The organism is Rhodococcus sp. K11/5, assembly GCF_055193735.1.
The window spans coordinates 1,590,042-1,616,501 of the sequence record NZ_CM143721.1; the positions used below are offsets into that span (position 1 = coordinate 1,590,042).

The 26,460-nt window shown below is 67.8% G+C and carries 24 protein-coding genes; 10 read left to right on the top strand and 14 right to left on the bottom strand.

Annotated features, from left to right (window positions below; genetic code table 11):
• Positions 1–38: 38 nt before the first annotated feature.
• The 8 genes from ACY466_RS07745 to ACY466_RS07780 form a co-directional block, all read right to left on the bottom strand.
• Positions 39–884, bottom strand: coding sequence for an LLM class F420-dependent oxidoreductase (locus ACY466_RS07745; RefSeq protein ID WP_463251300.1), 846 nt, complete (start codon positions 882–884; stop codon positions 39–41).
• Positions 885–909: 25 nt separating this feature from the next.
• A complete protein-coding gene (locus tag ACY466_RS07750) occupies positions 910–2,280 on the bottom strand; it encodes a cytochrome P450 (RefSeq protein ID WP_463251302.1) in 1,371 nt (456 codons plus the stop codon).
• A gap of 95 nt (positions 2,281–2,375) precedes the next feature.
• The gene (locus tag ACY466_RS07755) at positions 2,376–3,056 is read right to left on the bottom strand and encodes a TetR/AcrR family transcriptional regulator (RefSeq protein WP_463251306.1); all 681 of its coding nucleotides are present in this window, start codon (positions 3,054–3,056) and stop codon (positions 2,376–2,378) included.
• Positions 3,057–3,112: 56 nt separating this feature from the next.
• Positions 3,113–3,766 (bottom strand): 3-oxoacid CoA-transferase subunit B, encoded by a 654-nt coding sequence (locus tag ACY466_RS07760; protein ID WP_463251308.1) that lies wholly within the window; start codon positions 3,764–3,766, stop codon positions 3,113–3,115.
• Positions 3,763–4,530: a CoA transferase subunit A gene (locus ACY466_RS07765; protein ID WP_463251310.1), complete on the bottom strand. Its 768-nt coding sequence runs from the start codon at positions 4,528–4,530 to the stop codon at positions 3,763–3,765. The genes ACY466_RS07760 and ACY466_RS07765 overlap by 4 nt, the downstream gene beginning before the upstream one ends.
• 156 nt (positions 4,531–4,686) lie before the next feature.
• Complete coding sequence (locus ACY466_RS07770) at positions 4,687–6,393, bottom strand: glycerol-3-phosphate dehydrogenase/oxidase (RefSeq protein WP_463251312.1); 1,707 nt, start codon at positions 6,391–6,393, stop codon at positions 4,687–4,689.
• On the bottom strand, positions 6,390–7,907 hold the full coding sequence (glpK, locus tag ACY466_RS07775; RefSeq protein ID WP_463251315.1) for a glycerol kinase GlpK: 1,518 nt from the start codon (positions 7,905–7,907) through the stop codon (positions 6,390–6,392). The genes ACY466_RS07770 and glpK overlap by 4 nt, the downstream gene beginning before the upstream one ends.
• A 55-nt stretch (positions 7,908–7,962) precedes the next feature.
• The gene (locus tag ACY466_RS07780) at positions 7,963–8,787 is read right to left on the bottom strand and encodes an MIP/aquaporin family protein (protein WP_463251317.1); all 825 of its coding nucleotides are present in this window, start codon (positions 8,785–8,787) and stop codon (positions 7,963–7,965) included.
• A gap of 124 nt (positions 8,788–8,911) precedes the next feature.
• Here ACY466_RS07780 and ACY466_RS07785 point away from each other — a divergent pair, with 124 nt between their 5' ends.
• Entirely contained in the window at positions 8,912–9,889 is a 978-nt protein-coding gene (locus ACY466_RS07785; RefSeq protein ID WP_463251320.1) for a sugar-binding transcriptional regulator, read from the top strand.
• Between the two features lie 111 nt (positions 9,890–10,000).
• Positions 10,001–10,558: a peptide-methionine (S)-S-oxide reductase MsrA gene (gene msrA / locus ACY466_RS07790; protein ID WP_463251322.1), complete on the top strand. Its 558-nt coding sequence runs from the start codon at positions 10,001–10,003 to the stop codon at positions 10,556–10,558.
• 16 nt (positions 10,559–10,574) lie between these two features.
• Here the strand turns inward: msrA and ACY466_RS07795 are convergent, their stop codons facing one another.
• Both ACY466_RS07795 and ACY466_RS07800 read right to left on the bottom strand, forming a co-directional pair.
• Positions 10,575–11,378, bottom strand: coding sequence for a HugZ family pyridoxamine 5'-phosphate oxidase (locus tag ACY466_RS07795; protein ID WP_463251324.1), 804 nt, complete (start codon positions 11,376–11,378; stop codon positions 10,575–10,577).
• A 19-nt stretch (positions 11,379–11,397) separates the two neighbouring features.
• Positions 11,398–12,993 (bottom strand): ABC-F family ATP-binding cassette domain-containing protein, encoded by a 1,596-nt coding sequence (locus ACY466_RS07800; protein ID WP_463251326.1) that lies wholly within the window; start codon positions 12,991–12,993, stop codon positions 11,398–11,400.
• A gap of 215 nt (positions 12,994–13,208) precedes the next feature.
• Between ACY466_RS07800 and ACY466_RS07805 the strand changes: the two genes are divergently transcribed.
• The gene (locus tag ACY466_RS07805; RefSeq protein WP_463251329.1) at positions 13,209–13,700 is read left to right on the top strand and encodes an SRPBCC family protein; all 492 of its coding nucleotides are present in this window, start codon (positions 13,209–13,211) and stop codon (positions 13,698–13,700) included.
• A 66-nt stretch (positions 13,701–13,766) separates the two neighbouring features.
• Here ACY466_RS07805 and ACY466_RS07810 read toward each other — a convergent pair whose 3' ends face one another.
• Positions 13,767–15,011: a lipase family protein gene (locus tag ACY466_RS07810; protein WP_463251331.1), complete on the bottom strand. Its 1,245-nt coding sequence runs from the start codon at positions 15,009–15,011 to the stop codon at positions 13,767–13,769.
• Positions 15,012–15,131: 120 nt separating this feature from the next.
• On the bottom strand, positions 15,132–17,429 hold the full coding sequence (locus ACY466_RS07815; protein WP_463252173.1) for a transketolase-like TK C-terminal-containing protein: 2,298 nt from the start codon (positions 17,427–17,429) through the stop codon (positions 15,132–15,134).
• Positions 17,430–17,740: 311 nt separating this feature from the next.
• Here ACY466_RS07815 and ACY466_RS07820 point away from each other — a divergent pair, with 311 nt between their 5' ends.
• Complete coding sequence (locus ACY466_RS07820; RefSeq protein WP_463251333.1) at positions 17,741–18,949, top strand: lipase family protein; 1,209 nt, start codon at positions 17,741–17,743, stop codon at positions 18,947–18,949.
• A 5-nt stretch (positions 18,950–18,954) separates the two neighbouring features.
• On the opposite strand, the gene ACY466_RS07825 is transcribed toward ACY466_RS07820, so the two are convergent.
• Entirely contained in the window at positions 18,955–19,746 is a 792-nt protein-coding gene (locus ACY466_RS07825) for an IclR family transcriptional regulator (RefSeq protein ID WP_463251335.1), read from the bottom strand.
• Positions 19,747–19,804: 58 nt separating this feature from the next.
• On the opposite strand from ACY466_RS07825, the gene ACY466_RS07830 reads away from it, so the two are divergent.
• Complete coding sequence (locus tag ACY466_RS07830) at positions 19,805–20,002, top strand: hypothetical protein (RefSeq protein ID WP_463251337.1); 198 nt, start codon at positions 19,805–19,807, stop codon at positions 20,000–20,002.
• Here the strand turns inward: ACY466_RS07830 and ACY466_RS07835 are convergent.
• Complete coding sequence (locus tag ACY466_RS07835; RefSeq protein WP_463251339.1) at positions 19,999–20,610, bottom strand: TetR/AcrR family transcriptional regulator; 612 nt, start codon at positions 20,608–20,610, stop codon at positions 19,999–20,001. The two genes, ACY466_RS07830 and ACY466_RS07835, sit on opposite strands and share 4 nt — an antisense overlap.
• Positions 20,611–20,700: 90 nt before the next feature.
• On the opposite strand from ACY466_RS07835, the gene ACY466_RS07840 reads away from it, so the two are divergent.
• The 5 genes from ACY466_RS07840 to ACY466_RS07860 all read left to right on the top strand — a co-directional run bounded on the left by ACY466_RS07840 (position 20,701) and on the right by ACY466_RS07860 (position 26,413).
• Entirely contained in the window at positions 20,701–21,843 is a 1,143-nt protein-coding gene (locus ACY466_RS07840; RefSeq protein WP_463251341.1) for an acyl-CoA dehydrogenase family protein, read from the top strand.
• Between the two features lie 330 nt (positions 21,844–22,173).
• Positions 22,174–23,097 carry a GGDEF domain-containing protein gene (locus tag ACY466_RS07845; protein WP_463251343.1) on the top strand — a complete coding sequence of 308 codons (924 nt, stop codon included), beginning with the start codon at positions 22,174–22,176 and terminating at the stop codon, positions 23,095–23,097.
• A 63-nt stretch (positions 23,098–23,160) separates the two neighbouring features.
• Complete coding sequence (locus tag ACY466_RS07850; protein WP_463251345.1) at positions 23,161–23,859, top strand: TetR/AcrR family transcriptional regulator; 699 nt, start codon at positions 23,161–23,163, stop codon at positions 23,857–23,859.
• Between the two features lie 138 nt (positions 23,860–23,997).
• Positions 23,998–24,912 carry an AurF N-oxygenase family protein gene (locus ACY466_RS07855; protein WP_463251347.1) on the top strand — a complete coding sequence of 305 codons (915 nt, stop codon included), beginning with the start codon at positions 23,998–24,000 and terminating at the stop codon, positions 24,910–24,912.
• A gap of 16 nt (positions 24,913–24,928) precedes the next feature.
• Positions 24,929–26,413, top strand: coding sequence for an FAD-dependent oxidoreductase (locus tag ACY466_RS07860; protein WP_463251350.1), 1,485 nt, complete (start codon positions 24,929–24,931; stop codon positions 26,411–26,413).
• The last annotated feature ends 47 nt before the right edge of the window (positions 26,414–26,460 follow it).

The window sequence follows — 26,460 nt, forward strand, 5'->3', positions numbered from 1 at the left end:
GCGTAGTTCGCGCGGCCGTCACCCCCGCAGTGTGGCCGTCAACCCCGCAGTGCGGCTGCCACCTCGCGGTAGATCACGCTGGGGTCGGCCTGGTCCGGAAGCGCATGCAGGATCACGTGGTTCGCGCCTGCGTCGAGATGCTCGGTCAGCCGGGCGGCGATGGCCGCGGCATCTCCGTGTGCCACGAGGGCGTCGATGAGTCGGTCGCTGCCGCCTCCGTCGATCTCGGACTCGGAGTACCCGAGACGCATCAGGTTGCTGCGGTAGTTCCGCAGGTGCAGGTACGGATTGTCGACCGGCGGGCGACCGATGGCGCGGGCTTCCTCGGGGTCGGTGCTCAGCACGGCCTTGTGCTCGGGCGCGAGGATCTTGTCCGGTCCGAGGATGTCGGCAGCGGTTCGGGTGTGCTCAGGGGTCGTCAGGTAGGGGTGCGCGCCGGCGGTGCGGTCGGCAGCGAGGGCGAGCACCTTGGGACCGAGTGCGGCGAGGACCCGGCGCTCGACCGGAACGCCGCCCTCGTCGAGGGCGTCGAGGTAGGACACCAGCGCTGCATAGGGCTTCTGGTACTCCTGCTGCGCCTCGGGGTGGCCGGCGCCGATCCCGAGCAGGAAACGGCCGGGATGCTTGGCCTCGAGCCGGTGGTACGACTCGGCGATCTCGGCCGCCGGGGCGGTCCAGATGTTGACGATCCCGGTGGCGACGGTGATGGACTCCGTCGCGTCGAGGACTGCTTCCGACGTTCCCAGGTCGGCCGGCGGCGACCCGCCCAGCCAGATCGCCCCGTAACCGTCCGATTCGATCTGCGCGGACAGTTCGGGGGACAGGCCGGTGTGGTGGCGCCAGATGCCGTGGGAACCGAGCGTGGGTGTCGTCGTGGAAGTCATACCGTGGCCAACGTCTCCGGACCGCTCACCGATTCCCGGCGCCGGCGAATGCCCGGAACTGCAGGTCGATCGGTTGGCCGTCCTTGGGGAACGGGAGGGAATGGTGGTCGAGAGGGCACACGTACGACGGGTCGACGGACCACGACCATCCGCGCAGAAGATGATGCATGATCGCCTTCACCTCCGCGCCGGCGAAGTGGAGCCCGATGCACTTGTGCACGCCGCCGCCGAACGGTTCCCACGCCAGGCGGTGCGAAGCGTCCTCGCGGCGCTCCGGACCGAAACGCTCGGGATCGAACCGGTGCGGATCGGTCCAGTACTCCTCCATCATGTGCGAGAACTGCACGCTCACAGCACAATCGGTGCCGGCGGGGATGGCCACGCCCTGTACGACGGTGTCCGCGACCGTGTGCCGCATCAGGACCGGTACCGGTGCTCGCAGACGCAGGCACTCCTTCATGACCAGATCGAGGGAGGTCAGGGTGTCGAGCTCGGCGAGGGTGGGACGCGGACCGAGGGCCAGGGACTCCTGTCGGCACCGTTCCTGCCACTCGGGATGCTGGCCGAGGTACTGCAGCATCGTGGAGGTGGTGGTGGTCGACGTGTCGTGCGCCGCCATCATCAGGAAGATCATGTGATCGACGACGGCGTCGTCGCCGAACTGCTCACCGTCGTCGGTCTCGATGTGGCACAGGACCGAGAAGATGTCGTCGGTCTTCGTGGCTCGACGCTCCGGAAGGTACTGCCGGAGAAAGCGTTCGAGGACCTTTCGGCCTCGGTACGCCCGTGACCACCGGGTCATCGGAACGTCCGCGCGAATGTATCCGGCCGCCGCCTGCACGCAGGCGATGAAGGCGGCGTTGATGCGGTCCATCTCGTCGCGGTCGGTGTCCGCGGCGCCGCCCATGAAGATGTCCGCGGCGATGTCGAGGGTGAGGGTCTTCAGGGCCGGGTAGGCGGCGAAATCGGTGCCGCCCTCCCATGCCTGCAGACCGCGCTCGATGGCGGGATGCATCGCACGGGCGTATCCCTCGAGGCGATCGCGGGTGAACGCCTGCTGCATGATGCGGCGGTGCACATGGTGCTCGCCGAAGTCGAGGAGCATGAGGCCGCGAGTGAAGAACGGGCCGACCAGCCGGGTCCAGGCGGGTCCGTTGGCGAATGCCTTGTCGCCGTTGCGCAAGGCCTCTCCGCACGCATCCGGTCCGAGCAGCATGAGAGTTCTACCGCCGGGCAACCGGACGGGCGCCACCGGGCCGTAGTGCTTCCACTGGTGCCGCATGAGGGCGAGCGGATCGGACGAGTACGCGAACATGCGACCCACGAGGGGCAGACCCCAGTCGCGGGGACGGATGCGCGGGACGGCTCGGGGCTCGGGGGCGATGTCGACGCTCATGGCAACCTCGTTCTGGAACACGCTCGGGTGACGCGGAACACACCTGAAGCGTGAATCAGACAGGGCGCCCTGTCAACCTTGGTGGTGCGCCGAGCTCACGTGTAGAGCGCGAGGTACATCCGGACCGTCGCCTCGACGATGTCCTCCGCATCCGTCTGCACCGCACCCTCGAGCCATGCGGTGATCAGTTCGGCCATCCCTCCCACCAGCAACAGGCCGCCGACGGTGCTGGGTGAGACGGCGGTGCTGGATGGCGCGGCGGTGCTGGATGACGCGGCGGTGCTGGATGACGCGGCGGTGCTGGATGATGAGGCACGCAGTCCGGCCTTGTCGACGGCGTCGTCGACGGTCAACTGCGCGAAGTGGCGCAGGATGGCGGTACGTCGGTGTCGAAGGCCGGGCATCGCTCCGGCCTCGACGAGCGCCACGCGACCGGTTCGGGGATCGGCCTGGAGGTAGTCGACCAGCGCGCGTACCGACGCCCGGATGCGCTCCTCCGGTCCGCCGCCGGACGCCTCGACCGCATCCGACGCCGCGGTGGTCAGGTGCTCGATCTCGGTCGCGATCGCATCCAGTACGGCCGTCAGCGCGTCGTCGAGGTTGGCGAAGGTCTGATAGAAGTACCGTTCGGTCAACCCCGCCGACGCGCAGACGGCCGTCATCGTCACCTTGGTGCCCGCCGTCGACCAGACGTCGAGGGCGGCGTCCATCAACCGTCGGCGACGGTCGGCATTGCGTTCGTCCGCGGTCGCGCCGCGGTAGAGCCCGGTTGCCACCGCCTCAGGGTAGTGGCGTTCGGTCGGGTGACGTTCGGTCGTCGCGACGGAAAGGATCAGCTGTCGACGGAGCTCGTGTCCAGGGCGGTGCCGGTGGCCGCCACGACCTGCTCGACACTCACACCGGGTGCGAGCTCGCGCAGGGCGAGTCCGCCGCCGTCGAGAACGTCGAGAACGGCGAGATCGGTGACGATACGGTTCACGACGCCCTGACCGGTGAGGGGAAGCGTGCAGGCGTCGAGCAGTTTGGGGTTGCCGTCGCGATCGGTGTGTTCCATGACGACGATCACCCGACCGGCGCCGTGCACCAGGTCCATGGCGCCGCCCATACCCTTGACCATCTTGCCCGGCACCATCCAATTCGCGAGGTCACCCGTGCGCGAGACCTGCATGCCACCCAGAACGGCGGTGTCGATGTGGCTGCCGCGGATCATGCCGAACGACAGCGCCGAATCGAAGAACGCGGCACCGGGATTCACGGTGACGGTCTCCTTTCCGGCATTGATGAGGTTCGCGTCGACGTTCTCCTCGGTGGGGTAGGGACCGGTGCCGAGAATTCCGTTCTCGGAATGCAGCGTGACCGTGACCCCGGTACCGAGGTAGGCGGGAATCAGGGTCGGCAACCCGATTCCGAGATTCACGTACTCACCGTCGATCATCTCGGCGGCGGTGCGCTCGGCCATCTGTTCGCGGGTCCATCCGGCGGTCATCGGTTCGCTCCTTCGGCTGCGCTGACGGTGCGCTTCTCGATGCGCCTCTCCTGAGGCCCGGTCTCGACGATGCGTTGGACGAAGACGCCCGGAGTGTGGACCTGCGCGGGGTCCAGGGTTCCGGCCGGGACCAGTTTCTCGACCTGCGCGACGGTGATGCGGCCGGCCATGGCCGCGAGCGGATTGAAGTTCATGGCGGTCTTGTCGTAGACGAGGTTGCCGGCGGTGTCGCCGCGAAGCGCGTGCACCAGAGCGTAATCGGCGTTGATGCCCGTCTCGAGGACGTATCGTTTGTCCCCGAACACCCGGGTCTCCTTGGGTGGGGACGCCAGTGCGACAGACCCGTCGGCCGCGTATCGCCACGGCAGTCCGCCGTCGGCGACGGGGCTGCCGACGCCGGCCGGGGTGAAGAACGCCGGAATGCCGGCACCGCCCGCGCGCAGACGCTCGGCGAGCGTGCCCTGGGGCGTCAGTTCCACTTCGAGTTCACCCGAGAGGTACTGCCGGGCGAACTCCTTGTTCTCACCGACGTACGACGCGGTGACGCGCCGAATACGCTTCGAGGCCAACAAGATACCGAGGCCGTGGCCGTCGACGCCGCAGTTGTTGGAGAACACCTCGAGATCGTCGGTGGCGGCGTCGGCCAAGGCGGCGATCAACGCGTCGGGAATGCCGCACAGCCCGAAACCGCCGACCGCGATCGATGCTCCGCGGGGTATGTCGGCGACCGCGTCCGCCGGGGAGTCGAACCTTCTGGCGACCATCTGCCGTCCTCTCGTGATGGGGGCACGGGCATCGCGCCCGTGCCCCCTCACTTGTAGTCGGCGATCGGATGCATCGCCGCACTTCGCACCGGAGTGCTCGGCGACCGGACGGGGGCCGCCGACGCGTTCACTCAGTGAACGCGGTGACTCGGTGACTCAGTGAACGGCAGCCCGCACGTCCGGTGCGCCGAGCCGGGCCGCATCCGCGGTGGCGTCGTCCGGCTGCTGCTGCGACTCGAGCTCCGCGATGACTCGCAGCCGGTAGTGCTCGATCTCCTCGGCGACATGAGCCTCGTCCCACCCGAGCAGCGGGGCGACCAACTCGGCCACCTCGCGCGCGGCAGCCTCGCCGCGGTCCGGCACCTCGATCGAGATGTGGGTACGACGGGTCAGGATGTCCTCGAGGTGTCGAGCGCCCTCGTGGCTCACCGCGTACACCGCCTCGGCCTTGAGGTACGCGGGTGCCGATTCCAGGGGCTCGCCGAGGGAGGGGTCCTGGTCCACGAGTTCGAGGATCTCTCCGATCAACGAGCCGTACCGGCCGAGCAGATGCTCCACCCGACCGACGCGCATTCCGGTGCGCTCGGCGGTGAGCTGCCGAGAGTTGAACGCACCGACGTATCCGTCCGCACCGACCAGCGGGATGTTCTCCGTGGCGCAGGGCGGAACGGTGCGCTCGAGTCCGTGCACGGCGGCGTCGACGGCATCCTTCGCCATGACGCGGTAGGTGGTGTACTTACCGCCCGCGATGACCGTCAGACCCCGTACCGGGCTCGACACCGCGTGTTCGCGGGAGAGCTTGCTGGTGGAATCGGACTCGCCGTACAGCAGCGGACGCAGACCGGCGTACACACCGACGACGTCCTCGCGATCGAGGGGATCGGCCAACAGCTTGTTGACGTGCCCCAGGATGTAGTCGATGTCGCTGCGGCTCGCCGCGGGGTGAGCGAGGTCGAGCTTCCAGTCCGTGTCCGTGGTTCCGATGATCCAGTGGCTGCCCCACGGGATGACGAACAGCAGCGAGGTCTCGGTGCGGGTGATGATGCCCGTCGCCGAGTTGATGCGGTTTCGCGGAACCACCAGGTGAACGCCCTTGGACGCCCGCACCTGGAACTGGCCGCGACCGCCGACCATCTCCTGGATCTCGTCGGTCCAGACGCCGGCCGCGTTGATGACCTGCTTCGCCCGGATCTCGAACGACGATCCGGTCTCGAGGTCCGTGGCGACGACGCCGACGACGCGGTCCTCCTCACGCAGGAAGCCGGTGACCCGGGTGCTGTTGACGCACAGCGCACCGTAGGCGGCAGCCGTGCGCGCGAGCATCATGGTGTGCCGGGCATCGTCCACCTGACCCTCGTAGAAGCGCACGGCGCCGCGAATCGCGGAGCGTTTGCCCGACGGGAACGATTCGAGCGTCTTCTTCCGGCCGAGATGCTTGTGGTGGCCGGGAACGCCGCGGCCGGCACCCATGACGTCGTAGACGCCGATGCCGAGCCCCACGTACGGGCGGTCGATGATCTTCTCCAACGGATAGATGAAGGGGACCGGCCGGGCGAGGTGGGGGCACAGCTCGTTCAGCACGAGCGAGCGTTCCTTGAGGGCCTCGAACACCAGCGAGAAGTTGAACTGCTCCAGGTAGCGAAGCCCGCCGTGGAACAGCTTGCTGGATCGCGACGAGGTTCCCGCCGCGTAGTCCCGTGCTTCGATGAGGCCCACCTTGAGGCCACGGGTGGCGGCGTCGAGTGCGGTGCCCGTTCCGACCACGCCGCCGCCGATGACCAGGATGTCCAGTTCTTCGGATGCGAGTCGGTCGAGTGCGTCCGCCCGTGCGGCCGGACCCAGTACCGGTGTGGTGATATTCATTCGCTGTCAACCCAATCCAGAGTTCTCGTTACTGCCTTCTTCCAGCCCGCGTACAACTCGGCGCGCTGGTTCTCGTCCATGGACGGTGTCCATGTCTTGTCCTCGGCCCAGTTCTGCCGGATGTCGTCCTCGCTCTCCCAGAAGCCGACCGCCAGGCCGGCTGCGTAGGCCGCACCGAGCGCCGTGGTTTCGGCGACGACGGGACGGACCACGTCGACATTCAGGATGTCGGACTGGAACTGCATCAGTAATTCGTTGACAACCATTCCTCCGTCGACTTTCAGGACCTCGAGGTCGACGCCGGAGTCGGCGTTCATGGCCTCGATCACCTCGCGGGTCTGGTACGCGGTCGCCTCGAGGACGGCGCGGGCGAGGTGCCCCTTGTTGACGAAGCGCGTGAGTCCGACGATCGCGCCGCGCGCATCGGCCCGCCAGTGCGGGGCGAACAGACCCGAGAAGGCCGGCACGAAGTACGCGCCGCCGTTGTCGTCGACGGAGCGGGCGTCGGTCTCGATGTCGGCCGCGGTGGAGATCATGCCGAGGTTGTCGCGCAGCCACTGCACGAGCGATCCGGTGACGGCGATCGATCCTTCGAGGGCGTACACGGTGGGCTGGTCACCGATCTTGTAGCAGACCGTGGTGAGCAACCCGTTCTTGCTCATGACCTTTTCGGTGCCGGTGTTCAACAGGACGAAGTTGCCGGTTCCGTACGTGTTCTTGGCCTCGCCCGGGGCCAGGCACGCCTGGCCGAACGTCGCGGCCTGCTGATCGCCGAGGATGCCGGCGATGGGCACGCCGCGGAACGGTCCGCGGTCACGCCCGGTGCCGTAGACCTCGGAGCTGGACTTGATCTCGGGAAGCATCGACATCGGGATGCCCATGTCCGCGCAGATGCTCTCGTCCCACGACAGGGTGTCGAGGTCCATGAGCAGCGTGCGCGACGCGTTGGTGGGATCGGTGTAGTGCAGCCCGCCGTCGACGCCGCCGGTCATGTTCCACAGCACCCAGGTGTCCATGTTGCCGAAGCACAGTTCACCCGCGTCCGCCTTCTCGCGCGCACCCTCGACGTTGTCGAGGATCCACTTCACCTTCGGTCCCGAGAAGTAGGTGGCCAGCGGCAACCCGGTGACGGCGGTGTACTTGTTCGCGTCCCCGCCGCCGAGGGCGGTGGCGATGCGATCGGTGCGGGTGTCCTGCCAGACGATGGCGTTGTAGATCGGCTTGCCGGTGGCTCGGTCCCACACCAGGGCCGTCTCGCGCTGGTTGGTGATGCCGACGGCCGCGAGGTCCGCGAAGGTCAGATCGGCGGCCGCCATGGCTCCCGCGGCCACACTGCGGGTGTTGTTCCAGATCTCCACGGCGTCGTGCTCGACCCACCCGGCGCGCGGGAAGATCTGCTGGTGTTCCTTCTGGTCCACCGCGACCACGTTGCCGGAGTAGTCGAAGATCATGCACCGGGTCGACGTGGTGCCCTGGTCGATCGCGGCTACGTAGCGGGCGTCGGATTCGGTCATCGGTTCAGCCTCTTTCGTCGTGGTGCGTCGGTGGTGGATACGAGCGTCTCGGGATTCACTTGTCGGACGGGAGCCGCGACGGGCTCTCCGGGGTGTCGTCCGTCTTCTTCAGGGTGCGCCCGATGAGCTGGTCGTAGAGCAGCACGCCGATCGGGCCGCCGATCAGCGGTCCCACGATGGGCACCCAGAAATACAGACTTCCGTACTGGTCGCGCCACGCGGTGCCGTACCCCGTGATGAACGAGGCGAGGCGCGGGCCGAAGTCACGAGCGGGGTTGATGGCGTAGCCGGCGTTGGTGCCCCAGGCGAAACCGATCGCGACGACGATCAGTCCGATGATGAACGGGGCCAGGTTCGCGAGCGGGGCGGTGGCTCGGGAGTCGGTGACCGCCACGATGAGGAACAGCAGGATCGCGGTGCCGATGATCTGGTCGAGCAGGGCCGAACCGGCGCTGACCGGGAGGGTGCCGTTGCCGGGCAGGGTGGAGAAGATGGTCTGGGTGGCGATGGTGTGGTCGGGGTCGACCGCGGTCAGCATGTCGTCGTAGTTCCACCGGACGAGGAGGGCGGCGACGAAGGCGCCTGCCGTCTGAGCCAGCGCGTACGGCGCCACCTTGGACCAGGAGAACCCCCGGAACAGAGCGAAGGCGAGCGTCACCGCGGGATTGAGATGGGCCCCCGTGACGCGACCCGCGACATAGATTCCGAACATGACCCCGAGGCCCCAGGCCCAGGCGATGCTGTCGTGATCGCCGAGAGTGCCCTCTCCCGAGACCACCTGCGCGACGACACCCGCGCCGAACAGAATCAGGATCATGGTCCCCGCGAACTCGGCGGCCATCTCCGCGCGTAGTCCCCAGGGTTCTTTGGTGTCCGACATGCATATCCTCCGGAAAGGTCGTGATGCACGCCACAGTGCGTGCTCTGCGACCACCGTAAACACAGCTGCACTTTCTTGCATAGCCGTTGCACATATGTGCAGAGGGGCCGCTAGGGTGGGGGCGGTGACCACGGGGCGATCGTCGGATTCCGACCTCAGGATCGGTCAGGCGACCCGTGCCGCGCGGCTCTACTACTTCCAGGACATGACCATGGCCGCCATCGGTCATGAGCTGGGAATCTCACGCTCGACGGTGTCCCGACTCATCACCTTCGCTCGCGACTCGGGACTGGTGGAGATCACCATCAGCACACCGCTCGGCCGCGCTCCCGAGATCGAGCAGGCGTTCGCCGATCGGTACGACATCCGTGCACACGTCGTCCCCGTGTCGGAGTCGGTCGACGAACTCGAACGCCTGGACCGGGTCGCGGTCTTCGCGGGCCGGCTCTTGACGTCCTTCGTCGAGTCGGACACCGTCACCGGGGTGGCGTGGGGCACCACCATCAGTGCCGTCGCCCGGCGTCTCGCTCCCAAGCGAACGTTCAACTCCTACGTGGTCCAGCTCAACGGCGCCGCCAACACTCGAACCACCGGAGTTTCCTACGCGACCGACATCATCAAATCGTTCGCCGACGCGTACGGGGCCGTGCCCCAGGGCTTTCCGGTTCCCGCCTTTTTCGACTACCCCGAGACCAGGCGGTTGCTGTGGCGGGAACGCAGCATCAAACGGGTCCTCGATCTCCAGGATCGGATGGACCTCGCCGTGTTCAGCGTCGGCGCCGTCCGCGGTGCCGTGCCGAGTCACGTCTACAGCGCGGGCTACCTCGAACCCGCCGACCGCATCGAACTCGAACGCGACGGGGTGGTCGGTGACATCGCGACGGTCTTCCTGCGCGCGGACGGCAGTTACGACCGAATCGCGTTGAACGACAGATCGAGCGGACCCGGCCTCGATCGCCTCGCGGCCGTGCCGAGACGGCTGTGCATCGTGGCGGGGGAGTCGAAGATGGACGGGCTGCGTGCCGCACTGCGCGGAGGGTTGGTGACGGACCTGGTCATCGACGATGCGAGCGCCGCCGTGCTGATGTCGAACGGCGCGTGAGTGGAAACGGCGCTTGAGTGGAACGGGCGTGAGTGGAACAACGATCCGCGTCCGGACGTTCACCAGTCAGATCCCCCGACGCACCTGCGTCGGCGTGACGAAGGAGAGACGATGACCGACACAGCAACACCGAACTCCGCCACACCGAACTCCGCCGCTGCCACCGAGACCGCGATCCTGGCGGGCGGATGCTTCTGGGGCGTCGAGGAACTCATTCGAAAGCAGCGCGGCGTGATCTCCACCCGCGTCGGCTACAGCGGCGGCGACGTCCCGAACGCGACGTACCGCAACCACGGCACGCACGCCGAGGCCGTCGAGATCGTCTTCGACCCCACCGTGACCAGTTACCGCGACGTTCTCGAGTTCTTCTTCCAGATCCACGACCCGTCCACGAAGAACCGTCAGGGCAACGACCGCGGCGTAAGCTACCGGTCCGCGATCTTCTACACCTCGGACGAGCAGAAGCGCGTCGCTCTCGACACCATCGCCGATGTCGACGCGTCGGGAATCTGGCCGGGCAAGGTCGTCACCGAGGTCGACGCGGCCGGAGATTTCTGGGAGGCCGAGCCGGAGCACCAGGACTACCTGCAGCGCATCCCGAACGGATACACCTGCCACTTCGTCCGCCCCGACTGGAAGCTTCCCAAGCGCAACGCCTCGGTGAGCTGAGCCGTTTCGCGTCGGGTCACCCCCGCAGCGCTCGGGCCCGCGTCGCCAATTCCACGGTGGCCGAACGTAGTTCGTCCACCGAGCCGATCGGCGACCCGTACCCGACCCGCGTGTAGGCGATCCCGCGTGGTGTGGTCACCCGCAGGTCGAGTCCGTAACGGTCCGCTCCGGTGCACACCGCGTCGGTGGTGTCCGGAAACCCACCGAGGTGTCGCGCCATGAGTGCGAGCGACTCCGCGTGGTCGTCGTTGAGATGGGTGACGGCGCCGCGCGCGGCCGGCTGCACCGGGTCGGGAGCGGCGGCCGCGTACTCGGCGGCCGTCGCGGAGTCCATGCGGCCGTAGCCGCCGACCCACCGCACCCGCTTGACCCGGAGAACCCAGAGCGAGAAATCGCTGTAGTCGACGTAGTACTTGGCGGCGGGAACCGCGTCGAGGTGCGCGCGCCTCGCCGCGTCGTACTCGTCGCCGTCCGGCCTCTCCACCACGCCGGCGATCGTGACCCGGCCGCTGGCCAGGGGATCGGTGGTGGCGGAATCCGAGACGATCGCCAGACTGGCTCGCGGATCCGTCGCGAGATTGCGGCCGTGCTCGGCCATCCGGGACACACAGAGCACCGGCTGTCCGTCGAGCAGGCCGTAGGTCACGAACGACGCCCACGGATCACCGTCCGCCGTCAGGCTCGCGAGTGTCGCCGTGTTGGATCCCGCGGCCAGAGTCCGCGATTCCTCGGCGGCCGTGGGCCGACGGTCGTCGACGACGTCCGTGAGCGGAGCCGGAACGGACGGGGCGTCACCGGGGTCACCATGATCGAGAGCCATGCATGAAGGCTAGTTGCCGTCAGTTCATCTCGACACCGGCCCGCTGGCGAACCCCGCCGACTCCGTCGAACGAGATCTGGCGGAACGCCACCTTCTCCACGAAGAACCGGTCGTGGCTGACGAAGAGAACCGCACCGGGGAACGTCGTCAGCGCGCGCTCGAGGATTTGCGTGCTCGGCAGATCGAGATGGTTGGTGGGCTCGTCGAGGACGATCACTCCGGCACCGAACAGCAGGCACTGGGCGAGCGCCACGCGAGCGCGTTGACCACCGGAAAGAGTTCCGATGCGCTGCTTCTGGTCGAGTTCCGAGAACTGCAGAAGCGTGAGAAACCGGTTCACGTCCTTGCGGGTCGCGGTGAGCGCCAGGCTGTCCGGCATCGCGTTGACCGCGTGAGTGACGGTGTCCTGCAGATCGAGACGATCCAGCACGGTGTTGTAGTGGATGAAGGACGGTGACCGGGTCTTCCACTTGACGGTGCCGGAATCGGCCGGTTGCGCGCCGATCAGCACGTCGAGCAACGTCGACTTGCCGGAGCCGTTGGGTCCGGTGATCGCGATCCGATCACCACGGTGGATCTCGAAGGAGACGTCCTCGAACAGCTGCTGACCCCCGAACCCCTTGGACAGACCGTCGACGACGCACAGATCATCGTGTACGTGCAGCCCGCCGTAGATGTTCGTGATGATGGTGTCGACCGGGCGCGGGTTCTTGCTCTTCTTGACGTTCGCCAGCCGTCGCTTCAGCACCCCCGACGGATTCTTGATCGCCTCGCGTCGATCGGTGATCGCATCCTGCTCGTAGGCGAGCAGCTGTTGCTCGTTGCTGTACTCGCGTTCGAGATTCTTGAGCCGGAACTGTTTCTGCTGAACGTAGTCCGAATAGGTGCCGTCGTAGGTCTGCAGATGGTTGTTCTCGACCTCGACGATGGACGTGGCCACCTGCTCCAGGAAATGTCGGTCGTGCGAGACGACGAGGAGGGCGCCGCGAAAGTCGCGGAGCCACCGCTCGAGCCACGCGATGCCGGCGACATCGAGAAAGTTGGTGGGCTCGTCGAGGAGCAGCACGTCCGGGGCTTCGAGGAGAATGCGCGCGAGCGCCGCACGGTTGCGCCATCCGCCGGAGAGCTTGTCGACGGGGAGCTCGCGTCGGTCGGCGTCGAACCCGAGCATGGACAGCACGGTGTCGATGCGCTGGTGATACGTCCAGCCGCCGCCGGCCTCCATCGCGTCGAGGAGCTCGGCCTGCCGGTCGACGAGGCGATACATCTGTGCCTCGTCGATGTCACCGCCGAGGGATTGCTCGACCTCGGTGAGTTCCGTTTCCAGGACGCGGATGTCGCCGAACAGCGACTCCAGTTCGGCTTGGATCGACCGGTTGCCGTCGAGCTCGGAGAACTGGGAGAAGTACCCGATGCGGGCGCCCTCGGTGACCTCGACGGTGCCGGAATCGGGAACCTCGCGACCGAGCAGGAGCTGCAGCAGTGTCGTCTTGCCGCTGCCGTTGCGCCCGATGAGTCCGATGCGGTCACCGTCGCTCAGCCGAAAGAAGATCTCGCGCAATACGGTTCGACCGTCGTACGTCTTCGCGACGTCGTTCATACGGATCCAGCTCACGGCGAACAACTCTCCACGCGGTAAACAACGGTCCCGGACCTGCCCGGGGCCCTGCCACTGTAGCGTCGGCGGCGTCGCAGTCCGCCACGCGACTGCCCGGTCGCCGTCGCCCGCCGGACGGTGCCGTGATCGGACAGTGCTGTGATCGGACAGTGCTGTGATCGGACAGTGCTGTGATCGGACGAAGACGTTGTCGAAAGGTGAAGGAGACCCACATGTCACAGGAACCGTCGGGAGCGGAGCAACTCGTCGTCACTCACGTCGTCCCCGCGACGCCGGACGTGATCTTCGCGGTGCTGGCCGACCCGTCACGCCATCACGACACCGAGCCGGGGGACTGGGTGCGCGACGCGATCGACGCCGCACCGATCACCGCCGTCGGGCAGGTGTTCGGAATGAACATGCACCTCGACATGCTCGGCGGTGATTACGTGATGCACAACGAGGTCACCGAGTTCGAACCCGACCGCGTCATCGCGTGGATGCCCGGCACGACAAGCGAGGAGGGTCGACTGCAGACCGGCGGGTGGACGTGGCACTACCGTCTGGAACCCACCGACGGCGGCACCGCGGTCACCTTGACCTACGACTGGTCACGAACCCCGCCGCAGACGCGCGCCGACCTTCCCGCGCTGCCGCCGTTCGGTCGGGGATTCCTGCACCGGTCTCTGGACGCGCTCGAACGAGCCGTCACCGAGAAGGGCTGAGCCGGGCGGGTCGGAAAGCTCGGTTCCGCCCGGCTCGGCGTCCGACCGGTTCGGCGTCCAACCAGCTTAGCGTCCGACGCTGCTGCATCCCGGCGCGGCGGGGATGCCGGTGAGCCGATCCGCCAACCAGGCGAACGCGACCGGCTGACCGTTGCGGGAGGCGACATCGTGATCGCCCGGGATCTCCTCGAGCCGGACCGAGGCGCCGGCGTCACACCACTCGTCGTACAGGTTTTCCGCACCCAGCTTGGGGATCAGGTCGTCCTGCAGTCCGTGGTAGAGGTACGTCGGCGCGGTGGGAGTCAGTGCGCCCATGCGGTTCTCGGCGATGACGCGCTGCGTGACCGGGTTGTCGAAGGCGCCAGGATCGTTCTGCAGCGTCGACTGCCGCAGCTGGAACAGGCCGCTCGCGGTCAGCACGTCCCCGCACAGATCCCGCTGCGCCAACGCGACCCGGCGGCCGTTGTCGTTGAGGAACTGACGAAGCTCGGGGTACTCGCGGGACAGTCCCGCGGTGGCCGCGAGGTAGAGACCCGATCCGATGCGTCCGTCGAGCGAGTCACGGAGCAGGGTGTAATCGGTCGGGGTTCCGCCGAACGCGGCACCGACGATGTTCAGCTCGGGCGCGTACGACGGTGCGAGCTGCGTCGCCCAGCCCGACGCGATGGCGCCTCCGGAATACCCGGTGATGCCGATGGGGGAATCCGGGGCCAGGCCGGTCGCGGGATCGTTCACCACGGCGCGCAACGAGTCGAGGATGGTGTGCCCCTCGACGCGGCCGGCCGAGTAGGCCTGACGCGGACCCTGGTAGTCGGTGACCACCACGGCGAAGTTGCGGTCGAGCAGACTCTGCACGGCGGCGGTGGAGTCCGCGTTGCTTCCGCGCGGCAGCGTGTAGGACGGCGCGCAGGTGTTGCCGAGCGAGTTGATCGCCGGGTTGTAGACGGCCACCGGGCGCGGGCCCGCCTCCCACGGTGCGGTCGGCACCACCAGGGTGGTCGCCGCGACGATGGGCCGGTTCTTCGAATCGGTGGACCGGAACAGGTATTGGCTCGAGGTCACGGGAGTACGCAGGTTCGGGATGGCGACCCCGCGCGTGCCGAACACGGTTCCCGGCGAGGCCGCGGCGAAGTCCGGCGGTGCGTCGAAGAACGGATCGCCCAGCGGCGTCGGCAGATACGCCTGCTCGTCGGTCGGGAGTGGACCGAACGGGTCCGCCCCCGCGGTCGCGCCGGACGAGAGGCCCGCACCGACCGTCGCGATCATCACCGCGGCGACGGTCGCCGCTGCACGTCGTAGGCCACGCTTCATGAATCCCCCTGCTGGTTCGCGTCCGAGCCACATCGAAGAACATGGCTCTTCGTAACCTTCGGCGCCGGGGCGCCGACGGATCGGATCGGACGTGAGAGAGGTCTCAGCGCCCGTGAAGTCTCAGCGCCCGAGAACGTCCAGTGCGGCACCGACGATGGAGTCGGTGTCGATGCGGTGGTAGCGGTAGACCTCCTCGAGCGATCCCACCTGACCGAAACCGCTGACCCCCAGCGTCGTGGCCGGTACCCGGTTCACGGTGGCGAGGAAGGCGAGCGTGTGCGGGTGACCGTCGAGGACCGTCACCATCGGGGTCGCCCGGTCCGCGGGCAGCAGCTGGTCGAGAATCCAGGTCGAGGCGTCCCCGTGCCCCTGCCGAGCCCGTAGCGCTTCGAAGATCAGACCCGGACTCGTGATGCACAGGACGTCCGCGGCGACCCCGATTCCGTCCAGCCGTTCGGCGGCCGCGAGGGCCTCGGACATCGTTGCGCCCATCGACACCACGGTGACCACCGCGTCGTCTCGGCGGACGAGGGGGTACCCGCCCGCGACCACCTGACGGCGTCGTCGTTCGCGGGCTGCGGGGTCGCTCGGGACGGCCGCGAGAGACTGGTCGATCGGCCGGGTCGACAGCCGCAGGTATGCCGAGCTGCCCTCGGGCCGACCGAGTTTCGCGATGCTCGCGAGCAGGGACCATTCCACGTCGATGGCGAAGGCGGGCTCGTAGGTGATGCACCCGGGCTGCTCGAGTCCGATGGAGGGCGTCTTGATCGATTGGTGCGCGCCGCCCTCGGCGGCGAGCGTCACCCCGGACGGGGTGCCGACCAGAATGGACTGCCCGCCCGCATACATCCCGTAGGACCACGGCTCCAGTGCGCGCTCGACGAACGGGTCGTACATGACGCCGATCGGGAACAACGGCTGACCCCACCGGCTCCAGGTGGCACCCAGCTCGCCCATCAGACCGACCAGGTTGGTCTCGGCGATACCGAGTTCCATGTGCTGGCCCGACGGGTCCTCTCGCCAGTGCATGATGGTCTGCGCGTCGTCGTCGAACCAGTCCCGACGCTCCCGCGAGGACCAGACTCCGACCTTGTTGACCCACCCGCCGAGGTTGGTGGTCGAACTGACGTCCGGACTGACCGTGACGACGCGCTCCGCGGCGTCCGGGGCCTCCCGCGTGAGATCGATGAGCACTCGCCCCAGGGCGGCCTGAGTGGTCGCCGTGCCCTTGGGGGTGCGGCCGAAATCTTCGGGCACGGCGGGTGGGCTCTGTACCCGTATATCCTTGCGCCGCAACCTGTTCGCGGCGTCGGTGCACAGTGTCGCGGCCGCGCTGTCGGGGTCGAACCGTGCCCAGGGAGCATCGGGGTCGGTTCCGAGCGTGGCCGCGAGCTCGGTGTACTCCTGAGCGGTCAACAGCGACGAGTGGTTCTGCGGATGACCCTGGGTGGGGAGTCCGAATCCCTTGACGGTGTACGCGATGATCACCGTGGGGCGGTCGTCCTCGATGCGTGACCAGGCGTCCCGGAGCGCGGGGAGATCGTGTCCGCCGAGGTTGCGGATCGACTCGACGAGGAGCGTGTCGTCGAGGTCGGCGATCAGCTCGGCGACGGCCGACGCGTCGGGACCGCCGCCGGGAAGCCGAGTGCGCACCTCGTCGGCCGTGCAGCGGAGCAGTCGTTGGTACTCCGCATTCGGCATGTCCAGGATGCGACGACGCAGGGCGTCGCCACCGGTGCGGGCGAACAGGTCCTCGAGGAGACGACCGAAGCGGACGGTGATGACCTGCCACCCGGCCGCGTCGAACATCTTCTCGAGCCGCCGCGCCGCGATGTTGGGCACCACTCGGTCGAGGGACTGCCGATTCAGATCGACGATCCAGACCACCTCGCCGAGTTCCGCGACGCCGGGATCGACGATGGCTTCCCACACCGCACCTTCGTCGAGCTCGGCGTCTCCGACGAGCGAGTACTGCCTACCCGTGCCGGCCCCACCGAAGCTGGTCTCGACGTAACGGCGCGACATCGCGCCCCAGATGGGCGCCGTCGCACCGATTCCCACCGATCCGGTGGAGTAGTCGACGGGATCCGGGTCCTTGGAACGGGAGGGGTACGACTGGAGACCGCCGAACGAGCGCAGAGTCGTGAGGTATTTCTCGTCGAGCTCACCGAGCAGGTAGTTGATGGCGTGCAGCACCGGCGACGCGTGCGGTTTGACCGAGACCCGATCTCCCGGTTGCAGCTGCTCGAACCACAACGAGGTCATGATCGACACCATCGACGCGCAGGACGCCTGGTGGCCGCCGACCTTCATGCCGGACGGATTGGGACGCACGCGGTTCGCGTGATGGATCATCGACGTCGAGAGCCACAGGACGCGCTCGGCGATCTCGTGGAGCTCGTCACGGCTCCCGTCCATCGAGGCGCGATCGGTGGGTACGAGGCTGGTCATGGCGCTGCTCCTCCGTGGTGAGTGCGGCCTCGAGTCGACCAGGTCACAGGACGGGTGCGCAACAGGTCGTTTCGAGATTGCGCACGGTGACCACCGTACCGGCGGGTGCGTGCGGTTTCGCTGGTCTCGCTGATCATCGTCCCTAGACTCGCGGCAGGGGGCCGGGTTCGTCTCGGCGGGGAAAAACGGGGGGTTCATTCGTGGCCGAGTACTGGAGCGAACAGCGAGGGCGGGCACGGAGGCACCGTCCAGACCGAACGGCACGGCGAGTCGCAGCCGTGATCGCGGTTCTCGCACTGGGAACCGCATCGCCGGCCACCGCGGACCCGATCGGTGATCTGCTCGATCCGCCGCGGACGGCGGAGTCCATCGCGGCGACTCCGCTGAACGACCCGTGGGTGGTCCCGCCCCCGGGCTACGAGGCGTCCACCCCCGGAACGGTGCTGAACACGCGGTCGGTGACCGTCGGACCGCTGGTGACGCCGGTGACCACCACCCAGTTGCTGGTGCGATCGACCGACGCCAAGAACCGCCCGGCCGCCGTTGTCACCAGTGTCCTCGTGCCCACCGCGCCGTGGACGAAACCGGGGCCACGGCCCGTCGTGGCGTACAACATGGCGATCGATTCGCTCGGCGCCACGTGCGAGCCGTCCTGGACGATGCAGCGGGGGATCGCTCCGGAGATCGCACCGGTCCAGCAGCTGCTGTTCCGTGGATACGCGGTGGTGGTGACCGATCATCAAGGGCCGCGCCACGCCTACGCGGCGGGGCGTATGGCGGCTCATGCCGTTCTCGACGGGCTGCGCGGCGCCGTCGCGAGCGATGCCACCGGCCTGGATCGGGCCGCGCCGATGGCGATGACGGGGTACTCCGGCGGGGCCATCGCGTCGGGATGGGCGGTGCAGCAGGCCCCGACGTACGCGCCGGAACTGAACATCGTCGGGGCGGCGTTCGGCGGGACTCCCACCGACTTCGACCTTCTGCGTGAGGCGATGAACGGTACGGCGGCGTCGACCGTGTTCCTGGCGGCGGCCATGGGGGTCGCCCGGGAGTACCCGGAGATGTTGCCGCTCTACAACGACGACGGGTGGCGCCTCGCGGGACTGTCGAAGGATCTGTGCATCGCCGGGCTCGCACCGGGTGGACTGGTGGCTCCGATTCGTATCGAATCTCTGTCCGCCACGCCGACCGCGTTCGATTCGCCGATCGCGCGGGCCGTCGCCGACGACAACCGGCTCGGCGACGGTGGAACTCCCACGGCGCCGGTGTTCATGTATCACGGTCGGCAGGAATTCTGGATCCCCAAGGAGGGACCGGAAGCGGTGTACGACAAGTGGTGCGCCCGCGGAGCGACGGTACGACTGGAGGAGTACGTCGGCGAGCACGCGATCGTGGCCGGCAGTGGCGCGTTCGGGGCGTTCCGGTGGCTGGACGAACGTCTCGCCGGGATTCCGGCGCCGGTGGGGTGCAGCAGTTTCGGTCGGTGACGGATTCAGGCCTCGGACGGTCCGCCCGGGCCCGTCCGCGCGGACAGTGCGGTGGTCAACCGGTGCGCCTCGTCCAAGAGCAGTCGGCCGAGCTGCGGGATGCGATCCTCCGCGAAGCGGGACTGGACACCGGTCAGCGTGAGCGCCCACGCGGGCGCGCCCTGCGCATCGAAGACCGCGGCCGCCATGCCCCAGCTGCCCTCGACGACCAGGCCCGGATTCACGGCGTATCCGTGTTCGCGAGTGCGGGCGATGCGGTCACGGACGGCGGCCTCCGCGTGCCCGGGTCCCCACTCGGCGCTGGGGTCCACGCGGCCGAAGTAGGCGTCGATGTCCCGAGCGGAGAGGAACGACAGGATCACCAGACCGGCCGAGACGACGCCGAGGGGAAAGCGCGCACCCTCGTACAGAACGAACGAGCGAATGGGGAAGCTGCCGTCCTCGCGCATGAGACACACGGTCTCGTCACCGCGTCGGGCCGAGAGGAAGGCGCTCTCTCCGGTGACGTCCGCGAGGCGGCGCAGGCTGGGCCGGGCGTGGTGAGTGACGTCGTACCGAGACGCCGCGACCGAGCCGAGCAGGTACATCTCCGGGCCGAGGTACCAGGTTCCGGTGGGCTCGTGCCGATCGACGAACCCCTCGCGCGACAGGGACATCAGGAGTCGATGCGCCGTGGGGCGAGCGAGCCCCGCCACGCGGGCGACCTCGGTGGTGCTGCGGCCGTCGGGCATCGACGCGGCCAGGGCGCGAAGAACCGCCGCCGTGCGGGCGACGAGGTGGGTGCCCGGCGATGTCACGCAGGACACTGTAGGTGTTGCCGGGTTGGCGAGACCGACGAACGGTTATCCGGCAACCATGACCGACGCAGGAGCCACGGCCGATCCCTCCGACTCGAACAGCGCCGATGACGCCGACCGAGGTTCGGACTCGTCCGGCGCCGAATCTCGCGGTGACGAAACCCGCGGTGACGAACCCCGCGGTGGCCGGCCGGGACCGACCGATTCCGGTGGCAGTGGTGGCATGGCGACCCGTGAACTCGCGGCCGACGACTAGCGGCAGTCCCCGCCCTCCGTCGCCGTCGTGACCATCCGCGCGAGTTCGCGGTAAGCGGTCGAATCGTCGAGACCGGTGCGCGCGCGGATCTCGCCGGACTGAATGCGCACCATGGACGAGGCCACCACGTCGGCGACGAAGTCGACGTGGACACGGGGTTCGGAATCGCTCAGGCCGCAATCGCTGCGGGCCGAGCCTTCGAGAAGCAATCCGCGGATGCGATCCGCCGCGAGGCCGGTGTTGCGCTCGTAGATCTCGCGAGCGGGCGCGAACGCCGCGACGTCCTCCATGAACGACGCCGTTGCCGGTGCCAGGGCGGCGCCGACCGCATCGAGGTACGTGAAGATGCGCGATCGGGTGTCGTGCTCTCTCGCCACGGCGGCCTCGACATCGGCCGTGGCGCCGATGAAGAAGTGCACGACGGCGGCACGAACCAGGTCGTCCTTGCTGTTCGCCAGGGTGTACAGGGTGGATTTCGAGCACCGAAGCCGGGAGGCGATCGCCTCCAGGGTGAGGTGGGCGAATCCTTCCGCGAGAAAGAGGGTGGTGACCTGGTCGAACAACTCCGTTCGTCGAGGGGTCGCATGAACGTTCGCACCGGTGGTCACGGATCGATGGTACTCAACGCGTCGTTACAGTACTGTCGGTAGTACTGCTGGAGCGTTTCCAGTACTGCCACCCTGACATCGAAGGATCCGATGACCGTCGACCGACTCCTGCCGACCGACGAGGCCCACGCCCTCGTTCAGCTGACCCGTGACCTGGTCGCGAAGGTCCTCGATCCCATCGTGGACGAGCACGAGCGCCGAGAGACCTACCCGGAGGGTCTCTTCGCGACGTTGGGGGAGGCGGGGCTGCTCGGCCTCCCGTATCCGGAGGAGTGGGGCGGTGGTGAGCAGCCCTACGAGGTGTATCTGCAGGTGCTCGAGGAACTCGGTGCGAGTTGGGCGGCCGTGGCCGTGGCCGTCAGCGTGCACGGCCTGTCGTGCTATCCGCTGATGGCCTTCGGTACGGAGGAGCAGCGACGGACGTGGCTACCGGAGATGATGAGCGGGACCACGATCGGCGCCTACTCGCTGTCGGAACCGCAGGCCGGATCCGACGCCGCCGCCCTCGAGTGCAAGGCGGTCCCGGTGGACGGGGGGTATCGCATCACGGGGTCCAAGGCATGGGTCACGCACGGTGGACGCGCGGATTTCTACACCCTGTTCGCGCGCACCGGAGAGGGGTCGAAAGGCATCTCCTGCTTCCTGATTCCCGGTGACGCGGACGGTCTGACCTTCGGTAGGCCCGAGGAGAAGATGGGACTGCATGCCGTGCCCACCACGGCGGCGCACTACGACGGTGTCTTCGTGCCGACCGAGCGTCGGATCGGCGCCGAGGGCCAAGGGTTGTCGATCGCGTTCAGCGCCCTCGACGCGGGTCGGCTGGGAATCGCCGCGGTCGCCGTCGGCATCGCGCAGGCCGCGCTCGACGACGCCGTGCGGTACGCCGAGGAGCGGTCGACCTTCGGAAAGAAGATCATCGATCATCAGGGCCTCGGCTTCTTGTTGGCCGACATGTCCGCGGCCGTCGAGTCGGCGCGAGCGACCTACCTCGACGCGGCCCGTCGCCGTGACGCCGGATCGAATTACTCGCGCCAGGCCTCGATCGCGAAACTGGTCGCCACCGACGCCGCGATGAGAGTGTCGACGGACGCCGTGCAGGTGTTCGGTGGGTACGGCTACACCCGCGATTTCCGAGTCGAGCGCTACATGCGCGACGCCAAGATCACGCAGATCTTCGAGGGCACCAACCAGATACAACGGCTGGTCATCAGCCGGTCGCTCGCCGGTCGCTGACGACGCACGGCAGCGCACGGCGCAAAGCAATCCTTTGTCGCTTTTCTTCGGTGGATTCCCGACATGGGGACCATTTCCTGTTACCGTGATTTGTGGACCGGGGGGTTCGTTCGTCGCTGTCGACCAGCCGGGGAGTGCGTGTGCAGAATTTCCGACGTCACGTGGCGACGGCGAGGCGCGGCATTCGCGCGCTCGCGGTCGATCGCCGGAACGAACCGCATCCACACCGCAGCGCGACGCTCGGACGGCTGACGCAATATGTGGTGGGTGCGGCCACTCTGGTCATCGGGGCCATCGGACTGCTGAGCGCTCCATCCGAGGAGTACAGCGGTGTCGGCCGAGGAGTACAGCGGTGTCGGCGTGTGGATCGTGGTCGCCATCGCCGCGTCGTCGATCCCGGTCTCGCTGGTCTGGTTCGTGGGCGAGTGGCCGCGTCGGTCGGTGATCGTGGGTTTCGTCGCGTACGCCGACATCACCATCGCGGTCTCCCTCTGGCTCAAGGTCGAGCATCTGATGGCGATCGGAGGCACCGTGCTGTTCGCCGTGGTCGCCGTCCTCGCCGCGGTCGCCAGTTCGATCCGGGTGTCCGCGGTTCACATGGTCTTCTCGGTCCTGTTCCTGGGCGCGCTGGCCGTGCGCGCCGCCGGCAGCGACGCCGGGAGTGGCTGGGTGATCGCCGCGCACAGCCTCACGATGCTGCTGATGTTCTGCACGCCGGTGATCGTGGTGACCCACGTGATGGAGTTGAGCTCTCGCGCGGACTCCGCTCTGCTCGATCCGCTGACCGGGTTGTCGAATCGGCGTGGACTGTTCGACCGGATGCGACTTCTGGACGAGCAGCCGTGGGACCCCGTGAACCTCGACTCGGTGGCCGTCGTGAGCATGGACATCGACGACTTCAAGCACATCAACGACCGACGGGGGCATCTCGCGGGGGACGAAGCGCTCGTGGAGTTCGCGGGACACGTGTCCGCGCTCGCGCCGTCCGCTCGCGCCATCGCGCGGACGGGCGGTGACGAGTTCGTGTGCATCTTCGCGGGATCCGCTGCATCCGTGGCGACGGACGTGCGGCGCTTCGTCGACGACCTCACGGTGGTTCTGCGGACCTCGCCGATCTCGGTGAGCGTCGGACGGTCGTCGACCGCCATCGACCGCCACACCGACGTGCACGCCGCGATCGGTCGCATCCTGGCCGAGGCGGACGTGGACCTCTATCGAGCGAAGAGCAGAAAGAAGGCGGGCGCCGTCGCGTGAGCAGGGTCGGTGTCGGCGGGCACGCGCGACGAGACGGACTGCGGCCCGACCTATACTCCGACGGTGGACGCAGCAGGCGCGACGCCGGACACCGCGAAGCCGGAATCCAGGCTCGAACGGCGCAAGGCGCGGACGCGACAGGCTCTTCTCGACGCAGCACGCGCCATGGCGGCGGAGGGCCGCTCCCACACCGCGACCATCGCGGACATCACCGACGCCGCCGACGTGGGGTTCGGCTCGTTCTACAACCATTTCGAGGACAAGCAGGCGTTGTTCGCGGCCGTTCTGGACGACATCGTCTCGCAGTTGGGGGACTGGCTCGACGCCGTCGTCCTCCCGTCCGAGGATCCGGCCGAGGTCTTCCTGTCCTCGTTTCGGCAGGCGGCCCGCGCGGCGGTCTCCTCGCGGCAAGGGGCGGAGATCATCGATCGTTCCGGGTTCGCGCTGCTCGACTCGCCGACCGGTCTGGGTCCGCGAGCGCACCGTGATCTGACGGCGGCGGTGGCCCGCGGCCGCTTCGTCATCGCCAACGTCGAGGTGGCGACCGCGATCACCGGTGGGTGCCTGCTGGGCTTGGTGCATCAGTGGCTTCGGGATCCCGAGTCGGTGGCGCCCACGGACATCGACGATGCCGCGGAGCAGTTGGTTCGATCGTTCGGTCTCGATGCCGACGAGGCGCGGGTGCTGGCCCACCTGGAGCTCGGGGACCTGCCGTCGGACCTGCCGTCGGACGTTCCGACGGGCCCTACGACCGGCGCCTGACACCGGCGCTCTGACCCTCTCGTTCTCACCGCGCACCTGGTCGTCGACTTTCTCTGCTTTTCTGGCCCGTTACCGCGAGTACCTGATACTGTCTTTCACAGTTAGTCCGGACGTCAGCCGCAACGGAAGGGTTCCGCCATGACCAGCACTGTCGAATCCCGCACCATCGAACTGGACGGCGACACCGAAGACGTGTCGGCTCGCCTTCTGGACTCGGTCGCGAAGCTTTCCTACGACCCCATGGAAGAGGTCGACTGGGACGCCGACCTGGACCCGTCCCTCTACGGACTCAATCCGGAGTGGAGCACCCTCTACGGCACCGATCTGTGGAAGGAGATGACCGAGGAGCAGCGGGTCACTCTCACACGCCACGAGGTGTGCTCCATCATGAGCACCGGCATCTGGTTCGAGATGATCCTGCAGCAGATGGTGCTGCGCGATCAGTACTGCAGCGACTCGTCCACCTCGGACTTCCAGTTCGCGCTCACAGAGATCGCCGACGAGTGCCGCCACTCGCTCATGTTCGCGCGTGCGTGCACCAAGATGGGGATCAAGTCCTACATCCCGGGCCGGCTCAGCGTCGAGCTGGGACGCGGCTTCAAGTCGGTCGCGGCGTCGGAAGCGGCGTACGGCGGCATTCTCGTCGCCGAGGAAGTGCTCGACGTCATGCAACGTGACTGGATGCGCGGTGAGAACGTGTTGCCGCTGGTGCGCACCACCAGCAAGATCCACGTCGTCGAGGAGTCGCGCCACATGACCTTCGCGCGTCAGCAGATGCGTGAGCGCATGGAGGGCATCGGGACCGCGCACCGCAAGGCCAGTGCCCTGTTGATCGCCATCGCGGCGCGAGTCATCGTGTCCAACATGGTGAACAAGGACGTCTACGCCGCCGCGGGTCTCGACACCGACCGCGCCGTGCGCGAGGCCAAGGCCAACACTCACCACCACGTCATGATGCGCACCAGCAGCCAGCACCTGATGGCCTTCCTCAGCGATGCCGGCCTGGTCACCAAGCCGGCGGCGGCGATCTACCGTCGCCTGCACATGCTCTGACGTACGGAGACCGGTCATGGCGTTCGCGATCACCCAGAACTGTTGCAACGACGCATCGTGCCTCTCGGTGTGCCCGGTCAACTGCATTCACCCGACTCCGGGTGAGCCCGATTTCGGCAAGACGGATCTGCTCTACATCGACCCACGGTCCTGCATCGACTGCGGGGCGTGCGCGGATGCGTGCCCCGTGGACGCCATCACCCGGGTGTCACGATTGGCGCCGTCGCAACAGGTCTACGCGGAGATCAACGCCGACTACTACCGCGACAAGCCGGTCGAGCCGGGGTGGGACGCACCGAGGTTCCCCCTTCCGAACATCGCCGAGGTCACGCTCGACTCCGTCGCGATCGTCGGGACCGGACCGGCGGCCTGCTACACCGCCAGTGCATTGCTCCGTCAGACGGACGCGCGCATCACGTTCTACGACCGACTGCCGGTACCGGGCGGTCTCGCGCGGTTCGGGGTGGCGCCGGACCACACCAGCACGCGTCGCATCGGCGAGCACTTCCGCGCACTGTTCGACCACGCCCGCGTCACGATGCGTCTGGGCGTCGAGGTGGGTGTGGACGTCACCGCGGAAGAACTGGCGCGTCGCTTCGACGCCGTCGTGTACGCGGTGGGTGCAGACGCGGACAAGTCGCTGCCGCTCGTGGGCACGCAGAACATGGTCAGTGCGCGCACGCTCGTCGGTTGGTACACCGGGCATCCCGACGTCCCCGCGGACGCGATCTCGCTGGACGGCATCGACCGCGTCGTGGTGGTCGGGAACGGAAACGTCGCGCTCGACGCGGCCCGGATCCTCACGTCCGACGCCTCCGATCTGACCGGCACCGACATCGCTCCTCACGCTCTTCGGGCGTTGCGCACCAACGCTGTTCGTGACGTGGTCGTTCTCGCTCGGCGCGGACCCGAGCACGCCGCGTTCACTCGGTCCGAATGCCAGGCTCTCGTGGTGAGGCCCGGAACGCCCGTCGCGGTAGCGGGACGTCCCGAGGTGCTCGCCGCCATCGACACCCTTCCGCTCTCGGCGCCCGCCTCCGCGCTCCAGGGGGCTGACATCGTCGACATCGACGGCCCGCCGCCGAGCGACGGGCGTCGCATCGTCTTCGCGTTCGGTCGAGCCCCCGTCGCGGTCCGGGGCGACGGCGCAGCGACCTCCCTCGAGATCGGCTCCGATACGGACACGGTGTCCGTTCCCACCGAGCTCGTACTCCAGGCGACCGGCTACCGAGGCACCCCGCTGCCCGGCCTGCCGTTCGACGAGGCCCTCGGCACGGTGTCCAACGTGGACGGCCGCGTCGTCACCGCCGAGGGGTCGGTGGTGCCGGGAACGTACGTGGTGGGGTGGGCGAAGCGCGGTGCCACCGGCGGGATCGGCGACAACAAGTCCGACGCCGAAGCCACCGTCGATGCGATGCTCGCCGACGCATCCGGCGCACCTGCCGCACGATCGGGTCGACGACTCGGCGGTCTGCTGCCGATTCGATCGTCGCGTACCTGACACCTCGTCGCGCACCTGACACCTCGTCGCGCACCTGACACCTCGTG

Excerpts from the sequence above, each read along its gene's own strand:
- ACY466_RS07795 (WP_463251324.1), bottom strand. The coding sequence starts at position 11,378 with ATGGCTCTCGATCATGGTGACCCCGGTGACGCCCCGTCCGTTCCGGCT.
- ACY466_RS07780 (WP_463251317.1), bottom strand. The coding sequence starts at position 8,787 with ATGTCGGACACCAAAGAACCCTGGGGACTACGCGCGGAGATGGCCGCC.
- ACY466_RS07765 (WP_463251310.1), bottom strand. The coding sequence starts at position 4,530 with ATGGTCGCCAGAAGGTTCGACTCCCCGGCGGACGCGGTCGCCGACATA.
- ACY466_RS07750 (WP_463251302.1), bottom strand. The coding sequence starts at position 2,280 with ATGAGCGTCGACATCGCCCCCGAGCCCCGAGCCGTCCCGCGCATCCGT.
- ACY466_RS07810 (WP_463251331.1), bottom strand. The coding sequence starts at position 15,011 with ATGAAGCGTGGCCTACGACGTGCAGCGGCGACCGTCGCCGCGGTGATG.
- ACY466_RS07745 (WP_463251300.1), bottom strand. The coding sequence starts at position 884 with ATGACTTCCACGACGACACCCACGCTCGGTTCCCACGGCATCTGGCGC.
- glpK (WP_463251315.1), bottom strand. The coding sequence starts at position 7,907 with ATGACCGAATCCGACGCCCGCTACGTAGCCGCGATCGACCAGGGCACC.
- ACY466_RS07770 (WP_463251312.1), bottom strand. The coding sequence starts at position 6,393 with ATGAATATCACCACACCGGTACTGGGTCCGGCCGCACGGGCGGACGCA.
- ACY466_RS07830 (WP_463251337.1), top strand. The coding sequence starts at position 19,805 with ATGACCGACGCAGGAGCCACGGCCGATCCCTCCGACTCGAACAGCGCC.
- ACY466_RS07860 (WP_463251350.1), top strand. The coding sequence starts at position 24,929 with ATGGCGTTCGCGATCACCCAGAACTGTTGCAACGACGCATCGTGCCTC.
- ACY466_RS07815 (WP_463252173.1), bottom strand. The coding sequence starts at position 17,429 with ATGGACGGGAGCCGTGACGAGCTCCACGAGATCGCCGAGCGCGTCCTG.
- ACY466_RS07805 (WP_463251329.1), top strand. The coding sequence starts at position 13,209 with ATGTCACAGGAACCGTCGGGAGCGGAGCAACTCGTCGTCACTCACGTC.
- ACY466_RS07840 (WP_463251341.1), top strand. The coding sequence starts at position 20,701 with ATGACCGTCGACCGACTCCTGCCGACCGACGAGGCCCACGCCCTCGTT.
- ACY466_RS07760 (WP_463251308.1), bottom strand. The coding sequence starts at position 3,766 with ATGACCGCCGGATGGACCCGCGAACAGATGGCCGAGCGCACCGCCGCC.
- msrA (WP_463251322.1), top strand. The coding sequence starts at position 10,001 with ATGACCGACACAGCAACACCGAACTCCGCCACACCGAACTCCGCCGCT.
- ACY466_RS07855 (WP_463251347.1), top strand. The coding sequence starts at position 23,998 with ATGACCAGCACTGTCGAATCCCGCACCATCGAACTGGACGGCGACACC.